This window comes from Paraburkholderia phymatum STM815 (assembly GCF_000020045.1).
Taxonomy (GTDB): domain Bacteria; phylum Pseudomonadota; class Gammaproteobacteria; order Burkholderiales; family Burkholderiaceae; genus Paraburkholderia; species Paraburkholderia phymatum.
In genome coordinates this window covers 1,252,850-1,271,676 of sequence record NC_010623.1, presented here as the reverse complement: position 1 = coordinate 1,271,676, position 18,827 = coordinate 1,252,850, and the positions used below count along the sequence as shown (strand labels likewise).

Genomic DNA, 18,827 nt, shown 5'->3' with positions numbered 1-18,827 from the left:
TCAATAACCGGCGCTCGGCGTTGTTTTCATACGACGCGCACGCTCATTGAATCGCCGCGACGTCGATCTCGAATGCGCTTCGCAGCCGGTCATGCACCGCTGCCGCGTGCGCGGCGTGAGCGGGCGTCCATTTTGGCTGGCCGTCGCACAGGTACTGAAGCTCGCGGCATTGCGCGGCGAACGCGGTCTCCTGCGCAACGAGGAAACCACCTGCCGCACTGTGCGCCCATTCGCGCAAGGCCTTGACGTCCTTGCTGTCGACGATCGACGCGAGCTTCGGCAGATCCGTCATCAGATAGTCGCGCAGCATCTGCATGAAGCGAGCTTTGTCGGCGGGATCGAGTGCGGGTGCCGTATCGGCGGGCTGCTGCATGGGCGCGGCGGGCGCGCATTGCGCTTCGTCGATCGGCGCTTCGTCTTCATCCGTTTCCTCCTCCGCCACATCGGCCGATTCGGCGGGCGGGGCGGCCGTGTCTCGAGCATCCGTCGGGCGCTGCGCGCGCAAGCCGAGGCCTAGCAGCGCCGCCTCCACCTGCTTCAGCGACGCCGGCTTCGGCACATAAGCAGCGAAGCCGCGCCGCCGCCATTCGTCGATCTGTTCGGCGCCCGCGACCGCGCTGAACGCGAGCACGGGCAGATGCGGATGCGATTGCCGCAGCGCCTCCATCAGCGCGTAGCCGTCCATGATCGGCATGTGGATGTCGGTCAGTACGAGATCGGCCTCGGTCTGCTTGAGCAATAGTAGTGCCTCGCGGCCGTCGCCGGCCAAGGTCGGCTTGCAGCCGAGCGCGGTCAGCTGCTCGGTGATAAGCGTCTGGTTCAGCGGATTGTCTTCGGCAACGAGCACCCGCAGCCCTCGAAGCGAGGAATCGGTGGCGCGTTCGTCACCCGCTGTTGCAGCGGACGGCACTTCGGCCGGCGGCACTCCGCCCGTCAACCGCTCGATGCACGCGAAGATCGCGTCGTGGCTGAACTCGGTCACCTCGAACACGCCTTCGGCGCGCTGCGTCGGCCGATGCTGCCCGCTGCGCGTCAGCCAAAGAACGGGCACGGGCTGGATCTCACGCAGCGCGGAAACGGTGTCGAGGCCGTATTCGCCCGTCACGGTCACGAAGCCGGGACGGTGCACACGCAGCCACGCTTCCGCAGCCGCGACCGACGTCGCGCTGCTCGCCGTCCAGCCCACGTACTCGAGCATTTCGCCGAGCACTTTCGCCGAGGCGGCCTCCTGACACAACACGAGCGCACTGCCGCGCTGGCGCGGAGGCAAGGCGGCGCTAGCGTCGGCAAGCGCCTGCGCCGTCGGCTCGAACGGAATCGACACGGTGAACGCGCTGCCCAGCCCCAGCACACTTTCGACGCCGATCTTGCCGCCCATCAACTCGCACAGCCGCGCGCAAATGGAGAGGCCGAGGCCCGTCCCGCCGATGCGGCTCGACGTGCTCGACTCCGCCTGCACGAACGGGTTGAAGATCCGCGTGACGAGCGACGCATCCATGCCGATCCCGGAATCGATCACGCGGCACGTGAGAACGGGACGATCGTGCACGTCGGGCTCGATGTCCGCCGTCAATGTGATTTTCCCGCTCGACGTGAACTTGAACGCATTCGACAGCAGGTTGTTGACGATCTGCACGACCCGCGCGCGATCGCCGCGCACCGGCTGGTAAAGCGACGGCGACAGGTGTGCGTAGAAGCGCAACGGCCTGCCGGACGCGAGCGGCGCATACGACAGCGCGAGATTCTCCAGGTCGTCGATCGGTCTGAACGCCTCCGGCAACAGCTTCATCTTGCCCGCGCCGATCTTCGAAAAATCCAAAATGTCGTTGACGATGTGGCGCAGCCCGTCCGCTGCCGCGCCGACGGCGCGCAGCCGCTGCTGTTGCGCGTCGAGCCCGGGCGTCATCGAAAGCAGTTCGAGATTGCCGAGCAGCGCGTTCAACGGCGTGCGGATCTCGTGGCTCATCGCAGCAAAGAAGCTGTTTTGCGCGTTCATCATCGCTTCCGTCTCGCGTTGCGCCGCGCGAATCTGCTGGCCGAGCGCGTGCCGCACGGTGACGTCGAGCAGCGCGCAGAACAGCACGTCCTCACCGCGGTAGCGCGCCGCGCCGTAGCTGATCTGCAGGTATTGCGTGTCGGGACGGTCGGCGGCGGCGGGTTCGACGGGCAGCGCGCTCACGATGAACTCGGCGAACTTGCCGAGCTTCGACGCGCCCGCCTCGTGTGCGTTGCGCTCCTTGAACGCGGCGGCGATATGCGCCGGCAGGCTGACGGGCGCGTCGCCGAGATGCAGCAGTTCGCGCGCCAACTGGTTCGACGTCAGGATGTGAAAGTCGTGCTGCCGCACGATGCACAGCCCGACGGGCGTCGCCGCTACGAGGATGTGGTTGATCGTCTCGCTTTCGAGCGCGCGCACGGCCTCTTCGTTCGAGCGGCGTAGCAGCGTGAAGCCCCACCACTTCGCCGTGAGGATCACGCCGAGCGCCGCCAGCAGCGCGACGCCGACAATCGCCCCGAGCTGCCAGCGCAGCGCGTCGATAATATCGCTCCAGCTCAGATGACAGACGAGCGACGGCCACGCATCGCTGACGGGCACCGAGAACAGCACGCCGTCCGCCGAATAGCGGGGCGTGTCCGGCTTTAGACTCGCGGCTTGCCGCATCACATCCTGCGCGGTATCTGCGTCGAGCCACGGCTGCGTCCAGATCACGCCATGCTTGCCGATCAGCAGCAGCGTGCCTTCGTGCCGCGACCTCACGGGCACGCTGACAAACTGTTCGAGCGGCTGAATCAGCGCAATCAGCGCGACGGGCGTGTCGCCCGCATAGTAGGCAGAGATTGCGACCATCGCCGCCGAGCCGAGCAGCGGATCGCGAAACGGCCCCGCCAGCACATAGCCGCCCTTCGGCGGCATGCGCGATCCCGTCTGCGCGATCAGGTTACGCTCGAGTGTGTCGCGCAGCGTGCCGATCAGCGCGGGCGAAGCAGGTGCTGCATGCGGACCGCTGGAAGGCGACAGCTCCGGCATGAGAACCGCGTAGTCGTCCGTGAGCCCGACGATCACCGCGCGATATGTCACGTCGAACGCCGCGCGCGTCACGAGCGTCGAGTTAGCGACCGACGAGAGCCTCCACAGGTTCGCGTTCAGGCTGTCGCCCCAGCGCGCGCGGGTCGCCTCGGAAATCAGCACCTGGTAGCGCGTGGCCAGACCCGCTGCGGGCGCGGCCACCACGCCGCTCTCACGCGCCGCCTGCTCGACATCGACGGGCACGCGCTGAAGCTCGTCCGTGCTCTCGTAGTAGCTGACCGTAAGTTCCGCGCGCCTGAGAAACGATTGTCCGCGGTGGATGGCGACCGAGAAGTTCGCTGCGTCCTGCGCGCGGATGCTGCGCATGTAGTCGACGTACTTGCCTATTGCGAGGGCCGAGAGCAGCGAGGCCGACACGGCGAGGATCGCCAGCAGCGCGACGATCGTCACGAGGTAGAGCCGCCGCTGCCGCCGCGCGTAGCGCGAGAGCGTGGCAAACCCCTCAGCCAGCGATTCCTGCGTACGATCGAGTAGGTTTTGCATGTTGTTGCGCCTCATGAGCCGGGCGTCGCGCCGCAAGCGTGTTAATCCGCGCCGATGACCGACTGCATCGTGAACCGCTCGCAAGCCGGACGTTCGCCGAAACGCGCGCATGACCGCACAAGATGCGAAGGCGAAGCCGCTATGCAACGATTTTAGGCCGAGTTCTGGCCGAGTGCGTCTGCATAAGGAGGCGGCGCTGTGCGTCGAACTCTGTGTTATCGGCGCACGCGCGCGTTACCTGAGTCAAATACCAGGAAAACCCTAAAGCATCTGGGGTCTCTGCCGTTAAGGCTTACAGAGCCATTCGGATGCGGAGGCATCCGGCAGTCCAAGGAACGTCATGCGCAACAATCAGCCTGTCACCCAGAACGAGTACGACTATCCGTCCTCGCAAATGCTCGTTTCCGCAACCGATCTCAAAGGCAAGATCCAGTATTGCAATCCCGCGTTCATCGCCGTGTCCGGATATTCGCGCGACGAACTGATCGGCAAGCCGCACAACCTGATCCGCCATCCCGACATGCCCGCCGAAGCCTTCGCCGACATGTGGGCGACGATCGGCGCCGGCCGGCCGTGGTCGGCGTTCGTCAAGAACCGCCGCAAGAACGGCGACTACTACTGGGTGCGCGCGAGCGTTACGCCCGTCGTCGAGAACGGCACGCCCGTCGGTTACCTGAGCGTGCGCGTCAAACCGGATCGCGAGCAGATTCGCGCGGCCGATGCGCTATACGCGAAGATCCGCGCGGGTGAAGCGCGCGGCGTGCGGCTGCATCAGGGCGTCGTCGTGCGCACGGGTCTGCTGGGCAAGCTGGGCGCGCTGATGCGCCTGCCCGTCGCCGTGCGTGCGACGATCGGCTACATGGTCGCGCCCGTTGCAATGCTGGCGGCAGGTCTCGCGGTCTGGGGCGGCACGCCGCCGCTGCCGTTCTGGATCGCGTTCGGCGTGACGGCCGCGACCAGCGCCGCCGCGGCGCAACTGCTGTCGCGCCATCTCGGTCAGCCGGTCGACGCGATGTCGTCGTTCGCCACGCGCATGGCCGCGGGCGACCTGACCGCCGATCTGGCGATTGCACGTCACGACGACCTCGGCGACGTGCTGCAGGCGCTCAATCAGCTGAAGGCGAACCTCGCGGCGATCGTATTCGACGTGCGTGCGCAAATCGGCGGAATGCTCGACGCCGCACACGAGATTTCGACAGGCAACGTCGATCTCGCGCGCCGTACGGAAATGCAGGCGGCATCGCTGGAAGAAACGGCAGCAACGATGGAGCAACTGACGACCACCGTGCAGGCGAACGCCGATGCGGCGGGGCGCGCGCTCGATCTCGTGCGGGACGCGCAATCGGCGTCCGCGACGGGCGGCAAGGTCGCGCAGCAGGTCGAGCAGACGATGGCAGGCATCACCGAGGCGTCGAAGCGGATCGCCGACATCACGGGCGTGATCGACGGCATCGCATTCCAGACCAATATTCTCGCGCTCAACGCCGCCGTCGAAGCGGCGCGCGCAGGCGAGGCCGGCCGCTCGTTCGCCGTCGTCGCGGGCGAAGTGCGCATGCTCGCGCAACGCTGCGCGGCATCGGCAAAGGAAATCAAGCAGGTGGTCGATACGACCGTGAACGAGGTCTCACAGGGCACGCAACTCGTTGCGCGCACCACCGCACAGATGGCTGTGATCGATCAGGCCGTGGCGCGGGTGTCGTCGCTGATCGTCGAAGTGGCGAACGCGAGCAGCGAACAGGCCGACGGCATCAGCCAGGTCAATCAGGCCGTGTCGCATCTGGACAGCGCGACGCAGCAGAACGCCGCGCTGGTCGAGCAGGCCGCGGCGACGGCGCAACGTCTCGCGGAACAGGCCGACGTGCTCGATGAAGCGGTGCGTCTGTTCAGCGTGGCGGGCGCGCCCGCACAAAGCGCGAAGAAGCAGGCGGTGCGCACGGCGGCGGGGCTGCGCAACCCCGCCGTATCCGCGCACGCAGCTCACCGGGAAGTCGAACAGGACGCATTGGTCTGATGGATCATCGTTACTCCCATCTCGACAACGCGCTATTGGCCAATAAAGATACGTCGGTCAGCGCCCAGGATTGATTGTGTGCGGGCCGGCTGACCCGAGTAACAACGGCGTTTACGTAGCCCGCCCACTTTGGACGGGCTATTTTTTGGTTCGTCGCGCTCGGGCATTCAACCGGACGCCAGCAGCTCGAGCTGCTGAGGCGCTTTCGACATCGGCCGCTCCAGCCTCAGTAGCGCCTCCTTTCGATGCAACCCGCCCGCGTAACCGGTGAGTTCGCCCGCGCTCGAAATCACACGGTGGCACGGCACGACGACCGATATCGGATTGCGCCCGTTGGCCGAGCCGACCGCGCGCGAGGCCGCGAGCGGCAGGCCCAGCCGCTGCGCGATCGCGCCGTAGCTGGCCGTCTCGCCGTATGGAATCTGCACGAGCTGTTCCCACACGTCGCGCTGGAATGCGCTGCCGAGCATCCGCAGCGGCAGCGTGAACGTCGTGCGCTCACCCGCGAAGTATTCGTCGAGCTGCGCTCGCGCCTGATGCAGCACGCGCGACTCGCCATGCGCGGCGAGCGCGCAGTCGGCAGCCGGAAAATACTTCTGCCCGATGAAGAACACGCCCGTCAGCGCGTCATCCTCGGCGCGCAGCAGAATGTCGCCGAGCGGACTTGGCATCGACATGCATTGCTTCATGAGATCCTCCTGCATGGTCGGGAAACCCACCGGCAATGCGCCCGGCGGCCTTCCAAGCGTCCACTTTAGCGCGCCAGCCGGAAGCGCCGCCTCCCGGTTCTTGCTCCCATCAGCCCCAGCACATGCAGGCGTCATTGCCGTGACAGCGGGCCGACTCGCGCCCCAAACCTGCATGTGATGCGTGCGAGGCGCGCGTACGGCCTCACGCCGGGCGCGCCGGTTAAAAACCGGGGCGCCCCGCCGGAAGCCGCGCCGCCCTCATGTTCCCGTCCGGCGCCCCGTCCCTTCGATGCGTGGCGCACGGCTGGCCCCCATAATCGGACGAGTGTGAGCGCCACGCGACAGACGGCGCGCGACAGTACCCTTACAATGCCTGTTCGGCAACGTTGTTCAATCACGCAAGAGGGAATTTTCGATGCGCACCACCGGGTCTTCCGGGGCAATGGCCCTGCTCACCGAGCACGACGACGCAACCGGGCGCGAACTGCGCTCGCTGCGCCTCGAATCGACAGAAGACGGTAAAGGCATACTTCTGATCGAAGTCGATGAACGCAAGCCGGGCATCCACCGTGAAGTGCGTTATGAAATCACGCCCGCGGAACTGATTGCAGCCATCCGTGCGCATGGCGCAGAACTGCCCGGCGAACAGCACAATCATCGTCAATAATTCGCTGCGGTCATCAATCGCATCATGCAGAGCGCGCGGCGCAGGTTCCATCCGGTGCCGCGCCTCTTGTTTTTGACGTAGTCGTCGCCATCTCTGACGCCTCGTCGATCGTCACGCGACGGTCACCGGGCGTGCCGAGGTCTCTTGCCGGAGACCCTGGCAACATGCGCTTTTCCCGCATTTCGGCAATACCCGGACGCAAAACGCACCTCTCTTGCACGCGTTGAAAATGCGTCCATAATCTTTTAGTCCATTCCAGTCGTTTTCGAGGCTTCAGCAGCCGCGAAAGTAAGCCGATGCTACATGATCTCGTCGAGCAGTACGGGCCTGCCATCGTATTCGTCAATGTGCTCGCCGCGTCGATCGGGCTGCCCGTGCCCGCGATGCCCGCCCTCGTGCTGTTCGGCGCGATGGCCGCGATGCACCCCGGTTCCGTCGGCACACAGGTGTTGCCGGTGCTCGTGCTCGCCGTGTTCGCCACGCTGATCGGCGACAGCGCGTGGTTCGCGGCCGGCCGCATCTACGGCGGCAACACGCTGAAGACGCTCTGCAAGCTGTCGCTGTCGCGCGATACCTGCGTGAAGAAGACCGAGCGCTTCTTCGGCCGCTGGGGCGTGCGCGTGCTGGCCGTGGCGAAGTTCGTGCCGGGCCTGTCGATCGTCTCCATTCCGATGGCGGGCGCGATGGGCACGCCGTACCGCACTTTCCTCGCGTACGACAGCATCGGCGCGACGCTCTGGTCGGGTCTCGGCCTCGTGCTCGGCGTCGTATTCGCACAGCAGATCGACATGCTGTTCGCCGGCGCGAGCCGGCTCGGCAAGCTGACAGCCGTGGTGGTCGTGGTGCTGCTGGCCGTCTATTGCACATATCGCTGGTATCGGCGCCGTCAGTTGATCAAGAAGCTCGCAACGGCACGCATGGACGTCGACGAACTGTACAACCTGATGCTCGACAAGCGCTCGCCCGTGCTGTTCGACATCCGCTCGCAGGAAAAGCGCGCGCTCGATCCGTTCGTGATTCCCGGGTCGGTGTTCGCGGACGAACGCCAGCTCGAAGAAATCGTCGCGAAGTATCCGCGCGACCAGAAGCTCGTGATCTATTGCTCCTGTCCAAACGAGGTATCGGCGGCATGGATGGCGAAGCAATTGACGGAAGCCGGCTTCCAGGACGTGATTCCGCTGCGCGGCGGTCTCGACGCTTGGCGCGACGCGGGCCGCCAGCTCGAGCCGCTCGCCGAGGAACTGGCGCCGGCCGTCGCCGTCGGCATCACGCCGAAGACAGTCTGACTCTTGACTCACAGGTGCCGCGGGCCTGTTCCGGCACGCGGCGCAGCAAGGAGCATATTCGATGGGTGTAACGCGAGAGGGTGAAGACGCGCAACGCGCCGCCGCCAGTGAGGCGCCGTTCTCGACGCTGTCCACACGGCGCCACCAGATGTTCCCCGAACTCCAGCCGGAGGAAATCAAGCGGCTTTGCAAGTTCGGCGAACGTCGCCACTTCGAAACGGGCGAAATGCTGTTCCGCACGGGCAGCACCGGGGCGGGGATGATGGTGGTGCTGTCGGGCGCGGTGAAGGTGTATCAGCGCGACGGGCTCGGGCGCGAGCTGCTCATCAACGAACATCACAAGGGCTCGTTCCTCGCTGAAGTCGGGCAGTTGTCGGGCAAGCCGGCGTTGATCGACGCGATGGCGCTCGAACCCGGCGAGGTCCTGCTGATTTCGCCGGAACGTCTGCGCGCACTGATCGTCGCTGAAGCGGAACTCGGCGAGCGCATCATGCGTGCGCTGATCCTGCGCCGCGTCGGGCTGATCGAGCGCGGCGCCGGCGGGCCGATCATCGTCGGCAAGAGCAATGACCGGCGGCTGGTGTCGCTGCAAGGCTTCCTCGCGCGCAATGGCCATCCGCATACCGTGCTCGATGAACGCGATGAAGACGGGCTGCGCGTGATCGAGCAGTTCGCGGCGGGCCCGGAAGACATGCCACTGGTAATCTGTCCGGACGGCTCGGTGCTGCGCCACCCGAGCGACCCCGAACTGGCAACGTGTCTCGGGTTGATCCCCGATCTCGATTCCGAACACGTGTACGACGTGGCGATCGTCGGCGCGGGCCCGGCCGGGTTGGCGACGGCCGTGTATGCGGCGTCGGAAGGCTTGTCGGTGATCGTGCTCGACAGCCGTGCGCCCGGCGGTCAGGCGGGCGCCAGTTCGCGCATCGAGAACTACCTCGGCTTTCCGACGGGCATTTCCGGCCAGGCGCTCGCGGGCCGCGCGTTCGTGCAGGCGCAGAAGTTCGGCGCGCACGTCGCGATTCCCGTCAGGGTCAAGCATCTGCATTGCGAGGAACGTCCATACCGGCTCGAACTCGCCTGCCAGGGCAGCATCCGGGCGCAGGCAATCGTGATCGCGAGCGGCGCGGTCTACCGGCGCCCCGAGATCGACGGACTCGACCGGTTCGACGGGCGCGGCATCTATTATTGGGCGTCGCCTGTCGAAGCCAAACTCTGCAAGCGTGAAGAAATCGTGCTGGTCGGCGGCGGCAACTCCGCGGGACAGGGCATCGTCTATCTGGCGTCGCACGCAAAGCACATTCACGTGCTGATCCGCCGCAGCGGCTTCGAGTCGACGATGTCGCGCTATTTGATCGACCGGATCTCGTCGCTGCCGAATGTCACCGTCTACCCGGGCACGGAAATCGGCTGGCTGGAAGGCGATGAAGGCGGGCTCGCGCAGATCGGTTTGAAGCGCCCATGCGCCGACGGCCGCGACTGTTTTGATTCACGCCACCTGTTCCTGTTCACGGGCGCCGATCCAAACACGGACTGGCTGCGCTCGTGCGGCGTCGAACTGGACGGGAAGGGCTTCGTCCTGACCGGCAAAGATTCTGCGTGCGATCTGACCACATCCGTCGAAGGCGTCTACGCAATCGGCGACGCGCGCGCGGGGTCGACGAAGCGCGTGGCAGCGGCCGTCGGCGAAGGCGCGCAGGTCGTCGCGCAGATCCATCAGATGCTCGCGGAACGCGCGGGCGAAACAGTCGCGCTCGGCGCCTGATTCCGTCTCGAGTAACGGCCCGCGTCATGCGTGACGCGGGCCGTTCGCTTTCTTCCTCCTGCATTTCCCTCCTATGCAGCAGTCGCTTACCGGTTGTTACACAAGCGACCGTCTGCTTGCACCTGTCATCCTTTCTGTTTCGTAAGATTCAGTCAGCGTCCGGTCAGGCACAGCCGCAGGACGGGAGCGCAAGCGCTGAAGCCCGCTCTGCAAGGGATAGGAGAACAGCATGAACAAACGTGCGATGTTTTTTGCGGCTTTCGGTGTGGCCGCTGTGTGCATGTCGACGGCGGCATCGGCGGATGTCGGCGTCGGCGTGTATCTCGGTGCGCCCGCGCCCTTCTATGCACCGCCGCCTGTCGTGTATGCGCCGCCGCCGCCCGTGGTCTACGCGCCGCCGCCCGTCTATTACGGCGGCTACGGCGGATATGGCGGCGGCTATCGGCGCGGGTATTGGGGCCGGCCGCACTGGCACGATCACGGGCGGTATCGCGGGGAAGGCCGGCATCACGGCCGCTGGTAACGCCTGCGGGTAATGTCGCTCAAGACACGGCGAAGCGCATCTGGCAGTGCGTTTTCGCCGCTCACGCTACAGTAGCGGACAAGTCGGGCATGACGGCGACGCCATGCCTTCCTGCCGGGCGCTTCAGCGTTCATTCGACGCCGCCCGGATCGCCATGACATCCATCGCGTGATCACACTGCCCCTCTCTGCCGCCCGCACTCTGCATCTGGCCGCGCAAGGCCTGCTCGCGCCCCCGCGCCGCAAGGCGACCAAAGCCGATGTGCTCGACGCCATCCGGCAGATGGCGCAATTGCAGATCGACACCATTCATGTCGTCGCGCGCAGTCCGTATCTCGTGTTGTTCAGCCGGCTCGGCGCGTATCAGCGCCAATGGCTCGACGAGCATCTCGCTGAAGGCGCGCTCTTCGAATACTGGTCGCACGAAGCGTGTTTTTTGCCCATCGAGGATTACGGCCTGATGCGTCACCGGATGCTCGATCCGAGCGACATGGGCTGGAAATACGCCGCCGACTGGCACACGCAATACCGCTCGGAGATAGACGAGCTCCTTGCGCAGATTCGCGCCATGGGGCCCGTCCGCTCGGCGGATTTCGCCCGCGAAGCGGGCAAAGGCAATGGCTGGTGGGACTGGAAACCGGAGAAGCGGCATCTCGAAGTGCTGTTCGCGATCGGCGAACTGATGGTCGCGGAGCGGCGCAATTTTCAACGCGTGTACGACGTGACTGAGCGCGTGCTGCCACACTGGAACGATGCGCGCGACCTGCAACCGGCCGACACCGTCGCGGGCGAACTGCTGCGGCGCACCTGTCGTGCGCTGGGCGTGGTGCGCGCGGACTGGGTCGCGGATTACTACCGGATGCCGCGCCGCCCGTACGCCGACGCGCTCCAGCAGCTCGCCGACGCAGGCGAACTGACGCCCGTGAGCGTCGAAGGATGGAAGCAGCCGACCTTCGTGCATCGCGACTTCGCGCCGATGATCGACACTGCCTCCAACGGGCAGTTGTCATCGACAGTCACGACGCTTTTGTCGCCGTTCGATCCCGTCGTCTGGGACCGCAAGCGCGCGGCGGCCCTGTTCGATTTCGATTACGTGATCGAATGCTACGTGCCCGCCGCGAAGCGCAGATATGGCTATTACGTGCTGCCGATCCTGCATCGCGGCAAGTTGATCGGGCGCGTCGATGCGAAGGCGCATCGCGCGAACGGCGTGTTCGAATTAAAGGCGCTGCATCTGGAGCCCGGCGTGCGCGTGAGCGGGCGGCTCATAGCAGACTTGCGGCGCGCGCTGCTGCGCTGCGCCGAGTGGCACGGCACGCCGCAACTGCAGATCACATCGGCACCGGACGGACTGGCAGCAGCCCTCGCCGCCACTGGCGACTAACCGCGCCTGCTACGCAATCAGTGCAGCGCAGCCCACGCGAGCGACAATGAGAACATCCCCAGCACAATCGACGCCGCGCGCTGGATCTTTACGGGATCGAGCCATCTCAGCTTGCCGCTGCCAAGCGCCGCGCCGAAGCTGATCCACGCGAACGCGATAGGCAGGAGCAGGCATGCGAAGAGTGACATCGCGAACGCATAGCAGCCAGCATTCTCGAACGCAATTGCAGGGAAGATCGTACCCGCGAACAGCAACGCCTTCGGATTCAGCAGCGTCGCGACGAACAGCGCGCGCGGACCGCTCGTGCGCGGCGCCGAGTCGGGCAACGCGACGGCGGCGCGCCACATATCGATGGCGAGATACGCGATGTACAGACCGCTCGCAACGCGCAGCGCGGAAGGCAGCCACGGCAGCGTATGCGCCGCGTGGACGATGAAACGGCCCCAGACCGAGATCGACACGAAGTAGCCGGCCAGTTCCGCGCCGATCAGCGGCAACGAGCGGCGCGCGCCCTGGCGCAAACCGGCGGCCGCCAGCAGCGTGTTCGTCGGGCCTGGCGTCAGCAGCACGATCGTGATGCCGAGCGCGAGAAGCGCGGTATCGGAAGTGGAAAGCATCAAAAGAAAAAGGGCGCGTCGAAACGAGCGCCCTTTGTATCACAGTCGCGCGACAGCGCCGAATTCTGTCAAAAGCATATTCGCGCGCAGCGTGGTACAGGCTTAGCGATCGAGCTTCACGCGCAATTCGCGCGCCGTCTCGAGCAGACCTTCGTAGCCGGAACGCGCATGCTCGGGCAGGTCCGGGTCGCCGACCAGCGCGCCGAGCGTTTCGATCAGGCTATACAGAATGCCCCGTGCCGCGCTGACGGCAATGTTGCCCGACGACACCATCTCGTTCACATGCGAGACGGCTGCGTCGAGGTGTTGGAGGTCGGGCTGTGCGCCAGTGTCATGCTTGTCCGGATCGGGCGTCATGATGAATCGTCGCTCCTGTTCTGGTCTGTCGGCAAAGGGACTCTGCCGCTATATATATACCGATCGCGAGGTGTCGTCTATTCGCACAGACGGCATCACCTGCGACCTTTCAGGTTCGACTGACGACGATCAGAATGAGTTCATGCCACGCTCAGGGCGTCCAGCGATACATCAGAATTTTCGCGCGCGCGTCGTCTTCCAGCAGCACCACATACTCGCCGTTGTCGCGCCGCACCGCGCTGATGCCGAGATACACATCGACCCAGCCCGTCGTATTGCCGACCGCGGCGCCAGGCGTCATGTAGCCGACCATCTGTCCCGAACGTGCGTCATACACATCGACCTTCGGCGTGTACAACTCGGCGACAAACACATAGTCGTCCGCCACGGCCACGCCAACGGGTGTCACTTGCGGGTTGCTGCTCGCATTCCACGGCAGTTCGATCGTGTAGACGGGAGTGGGTGTGCCCGAACTCCAGTTGTCGTAGCGCACGAGGATGCGTCCCGCCTCTTTCCAGTGCGTCGCGTCCCACGGCAGGCTGCTCGTGTAGCCGGATACATACATCGTGTCAGTCCCGGCGATATAGACAATCCGCGCGATGCGACTGAACGGCGCGGGCATCGGAAACATCTTCGAGCTTGCATACGTATAGACGGGATTGCCGACGCTATCGAAGCCCTGCAACGGCATTTCGCGGATGCCGCTCGCGGGCGTCGCGAGCCACACATTGCCCGGCGCATCGACCCACCAGAAGCCGTTTCCGACGGTGCTGCCCGTCGACGGATTACCCGTGATCTCGCTGGCGTCGACATGGCCGTCGCCGTCCGTATCGCGCCACATCCATTCGCCATATGTCGGCTGGCCGGCGGGCCAGCTGCCCGGCAGCGGATTCTGCGCGAGGAGACCGGACGGAATCGCGACTTCGTCGTGCGCGGCATCGAAGCGATATACATTCAGGTAGTGCGCGCCCGGATCGAGTGTGAACAGATACGGCTGGCCGTTGATCCGCCGCACCATCGGTTCACCGCGCACGCCGCGCGGCTGATGAAACGCGGGATCGTCGGGGAAATCGAAACGGTCCAGCGTGAAGCCTGCGTATTTCCATTCGTGCCCCGGCGGCTGTGCATAGTCCATCGTGAAGCGCTTTGAGCCGGTGTAGACGCTGTTCGGCGACGCGGGATCGAAGGCCGCGGCATCGACGAACGTCAGCCCTTGCAACTGCCAGTTCAGGCTGCGCGTGGGATATTTGTAGCTCTCGAGCACGGCACCCTGCCCGACCGTCGCCGACGCGAGCGGGCGCGGCCCTTCGCCGTTCTGCGCGACGAAGAAGTTTCCCGCCTGGTCGAAACCCACACCCGTGACGCCGTTGAAGCGCCACGCGCCGGGTGTGCCCTTCGGGTCGTGGAAGATGCCATACAACGTGCCGAGCACGCCCGTCTGCTGCGTCGCGCCCGATGCCGTTTTGGCGTAGACGAGCACTTGCTGCCTCGCGCCGTTATCGGCGATCAGAATCTGTCCTGCGGGAGAAATGGCGATGTCCGCCGGCACAGCGCCAGTGGGCAACGCGACCGTGCCCGGCAGCGGCGCGCCCGTCGACGAATAATGCAGCACGCTGATGCTCGCCGTGCCGACGCCGCTCATGACCCAGACGGATGAATCGGTATCGATCGCGATGCGTCCGGGTGCCGCGACGCTCCATGAACGCAAGCGGCGCATCGTGTTCGCGTCGAACACGATGATCTGGTTGCCGTAAGTGTCCGACGCATACAGTTCGGCGTCCGTCGCCGCCAGCCCGCGAAGGCCCGCATCCGTGCCCGTCGCGATTGCGTTGACGCGCAGAAAGCTGTTCTTGGTGGTGTTTGCGCTGTTGCCGATACCGCTGTCGAACGGTGCGCCCACGGCAATGTTCGAGAGCAGGCGGCGCGTGATGCCGAACCACGTCGTCCCGGCTGGCGGATAATCCGCGCCGACCAGCCGGTTGTTCTGATTGCCGATCGACATCGCCGCGTAGACGTACGTGTGATTCGATGCGATCGCGTCGCCGCCCGCTGCGCCCCATCCATGCGTCGCACCCGCGACGGCAATCTTGTCTCCATTTTTATATGCGGCGATCTCGCTTCCGCTTTCGTCCCACGGCGAATTGGTGAATACCGTTCCATCGGGCGCGACGTTAATTGCCTGAATGTCCTGTTGCATCCATTTGCCATCGCCGAAGCCGAAGGTATTGCCTATCCAGGAGGTGGTGTAGGTCAATTGCGATTGCGCAGCAGCGCCAATCGAAATCAGGCTGCCAAGCGCAATCAGCACGGCAGCGAAGCGCGTCGAAACTTTCACGGTCATGTCCTTGCGAGAAGCACATCATTAGCAAACGCAGACAGTGCATGCGCAATTCGGCAATGCACGTGTCGATCAGCATTTACCATTCCGCACGAATCGAAATCCAATTCGCATGGGATAAGATTATTGTGTTGACTATCTTCTCAGATCGCGAGACGACCGCTTTTTATAAATAATTCAATCGGTTATTTTTTATGCTTTTATTTGAATTGAATTCGCATTAGCTTAAGAACATCAAGCGGCGTGTGTGCGCCGCACGGAGAACCGCTTCGTTACGCCGAACGCGACGAGGTTGCCCGCTACCACCAGCACGAGGCCGAAGACGGCAAGCGCCGACCATCGGTAGCCTTCGAACACCGTCGATACAGCCAGCGCGACGAAAGGAAACAGCACCGTGCAATACGCGGCACGCTCGGGCCCGATGCGTCCCACCAGCATCAGATACGCGGTAAAGCCGATCACCGAGCCGGGCACGGCAAGGTAGACGAGCGCGCCCAGATAGCGCGCGTCCGTGTCGAGCGCGAACGGCAGGCCCGCGGCCAGGCTGCCGAGTGTCAGCACGCTCGCGCCGATCAACATCGCCCAGCTATTGGTGACGATGGGATGCAGACCCATCGACTGCATGCGGCTTGACAGCAGATTTCCCGCCGAAAAGCACATCGTGCCCGCGAATGCGACTGCAAGACCGAGCCATGCGGCGTGATCGCCGAGGTGGCCGGCCATCTGCTGCAGCGACAGGCACACGATGCCCGCGAGACCGAGCACCGCGCCGACGATGGCCGTCGGCTGCAGCGGACGGCCCATGACAAGCCGGCCGTTGAGCGAGTTCAGAAGCGGCGCGGTCGAGAACACGACGGCGACGAGGCCGCTAGGCACGACGCTTTCCGCATAGTAGAAGCACAGGAAGTTGACGCAAAAGAGCGCGAGCCCCTGCGCTGCGAGGAAACGCCACGCGGCGCGAGGCGGCCAGAGCGGGCGCCGCATGATCTTCAGCAGCGCGAACAGCACGATTGCCGCAAGCCAGAAGCGGCATGCAATCGAAACAGGCGCCGGCACTACGCCGAGCTGCCACTTGATCGCGATCCAGGTCGTACCCCAGATCAGCACAGTCACAACATAAAGAAACAGGTTCATCGCCAGAGAGCCAGACAATACGGGGTGATCCGACTATGCGCGTACGGACGCCCGTTCGATTGTCCAGAATTGCGCACTTTCGACAGGGCACCGGAAGCGCAGACCATGCTGCACGTATACTCGGTGTTATCGCACCGCCCTTCGAGCACCTGTCCGCTTCGCCGCATGCACGTGAACACATCCCACCTCGTCACGACCGACCCTGGCGATCCGCCGTTCGGCCTGCATTCGGTCTGCCAGACGCTGAGCGAGTGCAACGCCACGCTTGATCGCTTTGCGTGGCTGGGCGATCAGCTCGCCATTGCGATCTGGACGCGCGAAACCAGGGAAGCCGAAACGGTCTACGAGCAGCCCGGCCATCACACGTTGTCGTGCTATCTGGACGGCGGCTATCGCACCGAGCGCCAGAAACTGCCGGGCCGCTACGGCGCGCCGAGCCGCCTGTGCGCCCTGCCTGGCGACCACGAATCGCGCTGGTGGGTGCGAGGCCACATGCACTTCATGCATCTGTATTTTCTGCCCGAGCACTTCACGCAGCGCGCGGTGCGTGAACTCGACCGCGAGCCACGCGAACTGACACTCGCGGACCGCACGTATTTCGAGGATGAACGCATCGCGGCGCTCTGCCAGTCGCTCGCGAAGAATGCATGGGACGACGCCGATGGCCGTCTGCGGGCCAACGAAACATCGCATGAAATTTTGAGCCTGTTGTTGCGTTCGCAAGGCGTGAATCGCACGGACGCGGTGCTCAAAGGCGGCCTCGCGGTGGCAACGCGCCGCCGTCTGCGCGACTACATCGACCACCATCTGACGCAGCCGCTGACGCTCGGCGATCTGGCTGGCGTCGCGAATCTATCCGAATTCCATCTTGCGCGGATGTTCCGCACGTCGTTCGGCCTGCCGCCGCATGCCTGGATCGCGCTGCAACGGCTGGAACGCGCACGCACGCTGCTGCGCACGACGGCATTGCCGCTCGCCGACATCGCGACGCAATGCGGCTACGCAAATGCAAGCCATTTCAGCCATCGCTTCCGCCAGGGCGTCGGCGTCACGCCTGCGGTCTACCGTCGGGCGCTGCGCGCGGGCTGATTCTTTTCGCCCCATGCGGCGGTTCAGTCGCGGCGTACCTTGTCTTACTGTTTTGATGAATCGCGCGAACGCCGCCGTTTTGCGCGCGTTCGCTTTTCATCGGAAATCCAGTTTGTCTATCTGAGACAATTAGTCTACACTCGGCTGCAATCGACTTGCGCCCCGTACGGCTGATAAGGGGCGCCAACGCCACTGCTTTCACTTGAGGACAGAAATGCAAATCAGGGAATTCGGAGTCGAACGTTGGATGGATCAGTACGAGAACCATTGCCAGCTGAATCTTGCTGAAACGTGTGTCGAATCGCTGACGCTGGGGCAACTGTTGAAAATCGCGTGCAAGGAAGAGGCGCTGCTCGATGAGATGCTGCCGATGAAGCTGACGTATGGCGCGATCGACGGCAGCGAGCGTCTGCGCAGTAACGTTGCGTCGCTGTATGAGAAGCAGGCGGTGTGCAATGTGCTGATCACGCACGGCGCGATCGGCGCGAACGCGCTTGTCTATGAAACGCTCGTCGAACCGGGCGATCATGTGATTTCGGTGCTCCCCACTTACCAGCAGCATTATTCGATTCCGGAGAGCTACGGCGCGAACGTCGAGATTTTGCGTTTGCGCGAGGAAAACGGGTACCTGCCCGATCTCGATGAACTGAAGCGCATGGTGAAGCCGACCACACGTGTCATCGCGATCAACAACCCGAACAATCCGACGGGCTCGCTGATGGATCGTGCGTTTCTCGAACGGATTGCTGGAATCGCGCGCGGATGTGGCGCGTACGTTTTGAGCGACGAGGTGTACCGAGGCACAGATCAGGAGGGCGACGGCTTTACAGCATCGATTGCGGACGTGTACGAAAAAGGCATCAGCACGGGCAGCATGTCGAAGACGTGGTCGCTGGCGGGCTTGCGGCTGGGGTGGATCGTTGCGCCCGTCGAACTGATTCATCGTGTGCAGATTCACCGCGACTACAACACGATTAGTGTGGGGATGTTGAATGATCTGCTGGCGTCGATTGCGTTGGAGAATCGCGGTGCGATTCTTGAGCGGAATCACGGGATTTTGCGGAGCAACCTGGCGGTACTGGATGCCTGGATCTCCGCTGAGCCTTTGCTTTCTTATGTGAAGCCGAAGTCTGGTACCACTGCTCTTGTGCGTGTCAATGTCGACATGACGTCTCGAGAGTTTTGTGTTTCTTTACTCGATAAGACTGGGGTGATGTTGACGCCCGGCAGCGCGCTTGATGTCGAAGGTTATGTTCGCGTTGGGTATGCGAATGCGCACGATGTTCTTGTGCAAGGGCTTGAGAGGGTTTCTGGATATCTGCGCGATATCGGGCGGTGAAAACTCGGTCCAGGTTGTTCACGGGCATCCGCGTTTTGCCTCTGGTTTCCTGACGTTG

The 18,827-nt window shown here is 64.1% G+C and carries 14 protein-coding genes; 8 read left to right on the top strand and 6 right to left on the bottom strand.

Annotated elements, in window-relative coordinates; translation table 11 throughout:
• Nucleotides 1–43 precede the first annotated feature (43 nt).
• A complete protein-coding gene (locus BPHY_RS21490; RefSeq protein ID WP_012403563.1) occupies nt 44–3,571 on the bottom strand; it encodes an ATP-binding protein in 3,528 nt (1,175 codons plus the stop codon).
• Nucleotides 3,572–3,911: 340 nt separating this feature from the next.
• On the opposite strand from BPHY_RS21490, the gene BPHY_RS21485 reads away from it, so the two are divergent.
• Entirely contained in the window at nt 3,912–5,582 is a 1,671-nt protein-coding gene (locus BPHY_RS21485; RefSeq protein ID WP_012403562.1) for a methyl-accepting chemotaxis protein, read from the top strand.
• Between the two features lie 167 nt (nt 5,583–5,749).
• Here BPHY_RS21485 and BPHY_RS21480 read toward each other — a convergent pair whose 3' ends face one another.
• Nucleotides 5,750–6,271, bottom strand: a complete 522-nt coding sequence (locus BPHY_RS21480) for a methylated-DNA--[protein]-cysteine S-methyltransferase (RefSeq protein ID WP_041765233.1) — start codon at nt 6,269–6,271, stop codon at nt 5,750–5,752.
• A 415-nt stretch (nt 6,272–6,686) separates the two neighbouring features.
• On the opposite strand from BPHY_RS21480, the gene BPHY_RS21475 reads away from it, so the two are divergent.
• From BPHY_RS21475 to BPHY_RS21455, 5 genes are all read left to right on the top strand, one after another.
• Complete coding sequence (locus BPHY_RS21475; RefSeq protein ID WP_012403560.1) at nt 6,687–6,938, top strand: hypothetical protein; 252 nt, start codon at nt 6,687–6,689, stop codon at nt 6,936–6,938.
• A gap of 296 nt (nt 6,939–7,234) precedes the next feature.
• Entirely contained in the window at nt 7,235–8,224 is a 990-nt protein-coding gene (locus tag BPHY_RS21470) for a DedA family protein/thiosulfate sulfurtransferase GlpE (protein WP_012403559.1), read from the top strand.
• A 61-nt stretch (nt 8,225–8,285) separates the two neighbouring features.
• Entirely contained in the window at nt 8,286–9,989 is a 1,704-nt protein-coding gene (locus BPHY_RS21465) for an FAD-dependent oxidoreductase (RefSeq protein WP_012403558.1), read from the top strand.
• A 229-nt stretch (nt 9,990–10,218) separates the two neighbouring features.
• Nucleotides 10,219–10,512, top strand: coding sequence for a hypothetical protein (locus BPHY_RS21460; RefSeq protein ID WP_012403557.1), 294 nt, complete (start codon nt 10,219–10,221; stop codon nt 10,510–10,512).
• Nucleotides 10,513–10,680: 168 nt separating this feature from the next.
• The gene (locus BPHY_RS21455; protein WP_012403556.1) at nt 10,681–11,895 is read left to right on the top strand and encodes a winged helix-turn-helix domain-containing protein; all 1,215 of its coding nucleotides are present in this window, start codon (nt 10,681–10,683) and stop codon (nt 11,893–11,895) included.
• A gap of 17 nt (nt 11,896–11,912) precedes the next feature.
• On the opposite strand, the gene BPHY_RS21450 is transcribed toward BPHY_RS21455, so the two are convergent.
• The 4 genes from BPHY_RS21450 to BPHY_RS21435 all read right to left on the bottom strand — a co-directional run bounded on the left by BPHY_RS21450 (nt 11,913) and on the right by BPHY_RS21435 (nt 16,341).
• Complete coding sequence (locus BPHY_RS21450; protein ID WP_012403555.1) at nt 11,913–12,512, bottom strand: LysE family translocator; 600 nt, start codon at nt 12,510–12,512, stop codon at nt 11,913–11,915.
• A 102-nt stretch (nt 12,513–12,614) separates the two neighbouring features.
• Nucleotides 12,615–12,869 (bottom strand): hypothetical protein, encoded by a 255-nt coding sequence (locus tag BPHY_RS21445; protein WP_012403554.1) that lies wholly within the window; start codon nt 12,867–12,869, stop codon nt 12,615–12,617.
• A gap of 151 nt (nt 12,870–13,020) precedes the next feature.
• The gene (locus tag BPHY_RS21440) at nt 13,021–15,210 is read right to left on the bottom strand and encodes an NHL repeat-containing protein (protein WP_012403553.1); all 2,190 of its coding nucleotides are present in this window, start codon (nt 15,208–15,210) and stop codon (nt 13,021–13,023) included.
• A gap of 231 nt (nt 15,211–15,441) precedes the next feature.
• On the bottom strand, nt 15,442–16,341 hold the full coding sequence (locus BPHY_RS21435) for a DMT family transporter (RefSeq protein WP_012403552.1): 900 nt from the start codon (nt 16,339–16,341) through the stop codon (nt 15,442–15,444).
• A gap of 165 nt (nt 16,342–16,506) precedes the next feature.
• Here BPHY_RS21435 and BPHY_RS21430 point away from each other — a divergent pair, with 165 nt between their 5' ends.
• Nucleotides 16,507–17,430, top strand: a complete 924-nt coding sequence (locus BPHY_RS21430; protein WP_208459139.1) for a helix-turn-helix domain-containing protein — start codon at nt 16,507–16,509, stop codon at nt 17,428–17,430.
• 214 nt (nt 17,431–17,644) lie between these two features.
• Nucleotides 17,645–18,769, top strand: coding sequence for an aminotransferase (locus BPHY_RS21425; protein ID WP_012403550.1), 1,125 nt, complete (start codon nt 17,645–17,647; stop codon nt 18,767–18,769).
• Nucleotides 18,770–18,827: the final 58 nt, after the last annotated feature.

Excerpts from the sequence above, each read along its gene's own strand:
- BPHY_RS21490 (WP_012403563.1), bottom strand. The coding sequence starts at position 3,571 with ATGCAAAACCTACTCGATCGTACGCAGGAATCGCTGGCTGAGGGGTTT.
- BPHY_RS21485 (WP_012403562.1), top strand. The coding sequence starts at position 3,912 with ATGCGCAACAATCAGCCTGTCACCCAGAACGAGTACGACTATCCGTCC.
- BPHY_RS21480 (WP_041765233.1), bottom strand. The coding sequence starts at position 6,271 with ATGAAGCAATGCATGTCGATGCCAAGTCCGCTCGGCGACATTCTGCTG.
- BPHY_RS21475 (WP_012403560.1), top strand. The coding sequence starts at position 6,687 with ATGCGCACCACCGGGTCTTCCGGGGCAATGGCCCTGCTCACCGAGCAC.
- BPHY_RS21470 (WP_012403559.1), top strand. The coding sequence starts at position 7,235 with ATGCTACATGATCTCGTCGAGCAGTACGGGCCTGCCATCGTATTCGTC.
- BPHY_RS21465 (WP_012403558.1), top strand. The coding sequence starts at position 8,286 with ATGGGTGTAACGCGAGAGGGTGAAGACGCGCAACGCGCCGCCGCCAGT.
- BPHY_RS21460 (WP_012403557.1), top strand. The coding sequence starts at position 10,219 with ATGAACAAACGTGCGATGTTTTTTGCGGCTTTCGGTGTGGCCGCTGTG.
- BPHY_RS21450 (WP_012403555.1), bottom strand. The coding sequence starts at position 12,512 with ATGCTTTCCACTTCCGATACCGCGCTTCTCGCGCTCGGCATCACGATC.
- BPHY_RS21445 (WP_012403554.1), bottom strand. The coding sequence starts at position 12,869 with ATGACGCCCGATCCGGACAAGCATGACACTGGCGCACAGCCCGACCTC.
- BPHY_RS21440 (WP_012403553.1), bottom strand. The coding sequence starts at position 15,210 with ATGACCGTGAAAGTTTCGACGCGCTTCGCTGCCGTGCTGATTGCGCTT.
- BPHY_RS21435 (WP_012403552.1), bottom strand. The coding sequence starts at position 16,341 with ATGAACCTGTTTCTTTATGTTGTGACTGTGCTGATCTGGGGTACGACC.
- BPHY_RS21430 (WP_208459139.1), top strand. The coding sequence starts at position 16,507 with ATGCACGTGAACACATCCCACCTCGTCACGACCGACCCTGGCGATCCG.
- BPHY_RS21425 (WP_012403550.1), top strand. The coding sequence starts at position 17,645 with ATGCAAATCAGGGAATTCGGAGTCGAACGTTGGATGGATCAGTACGAG.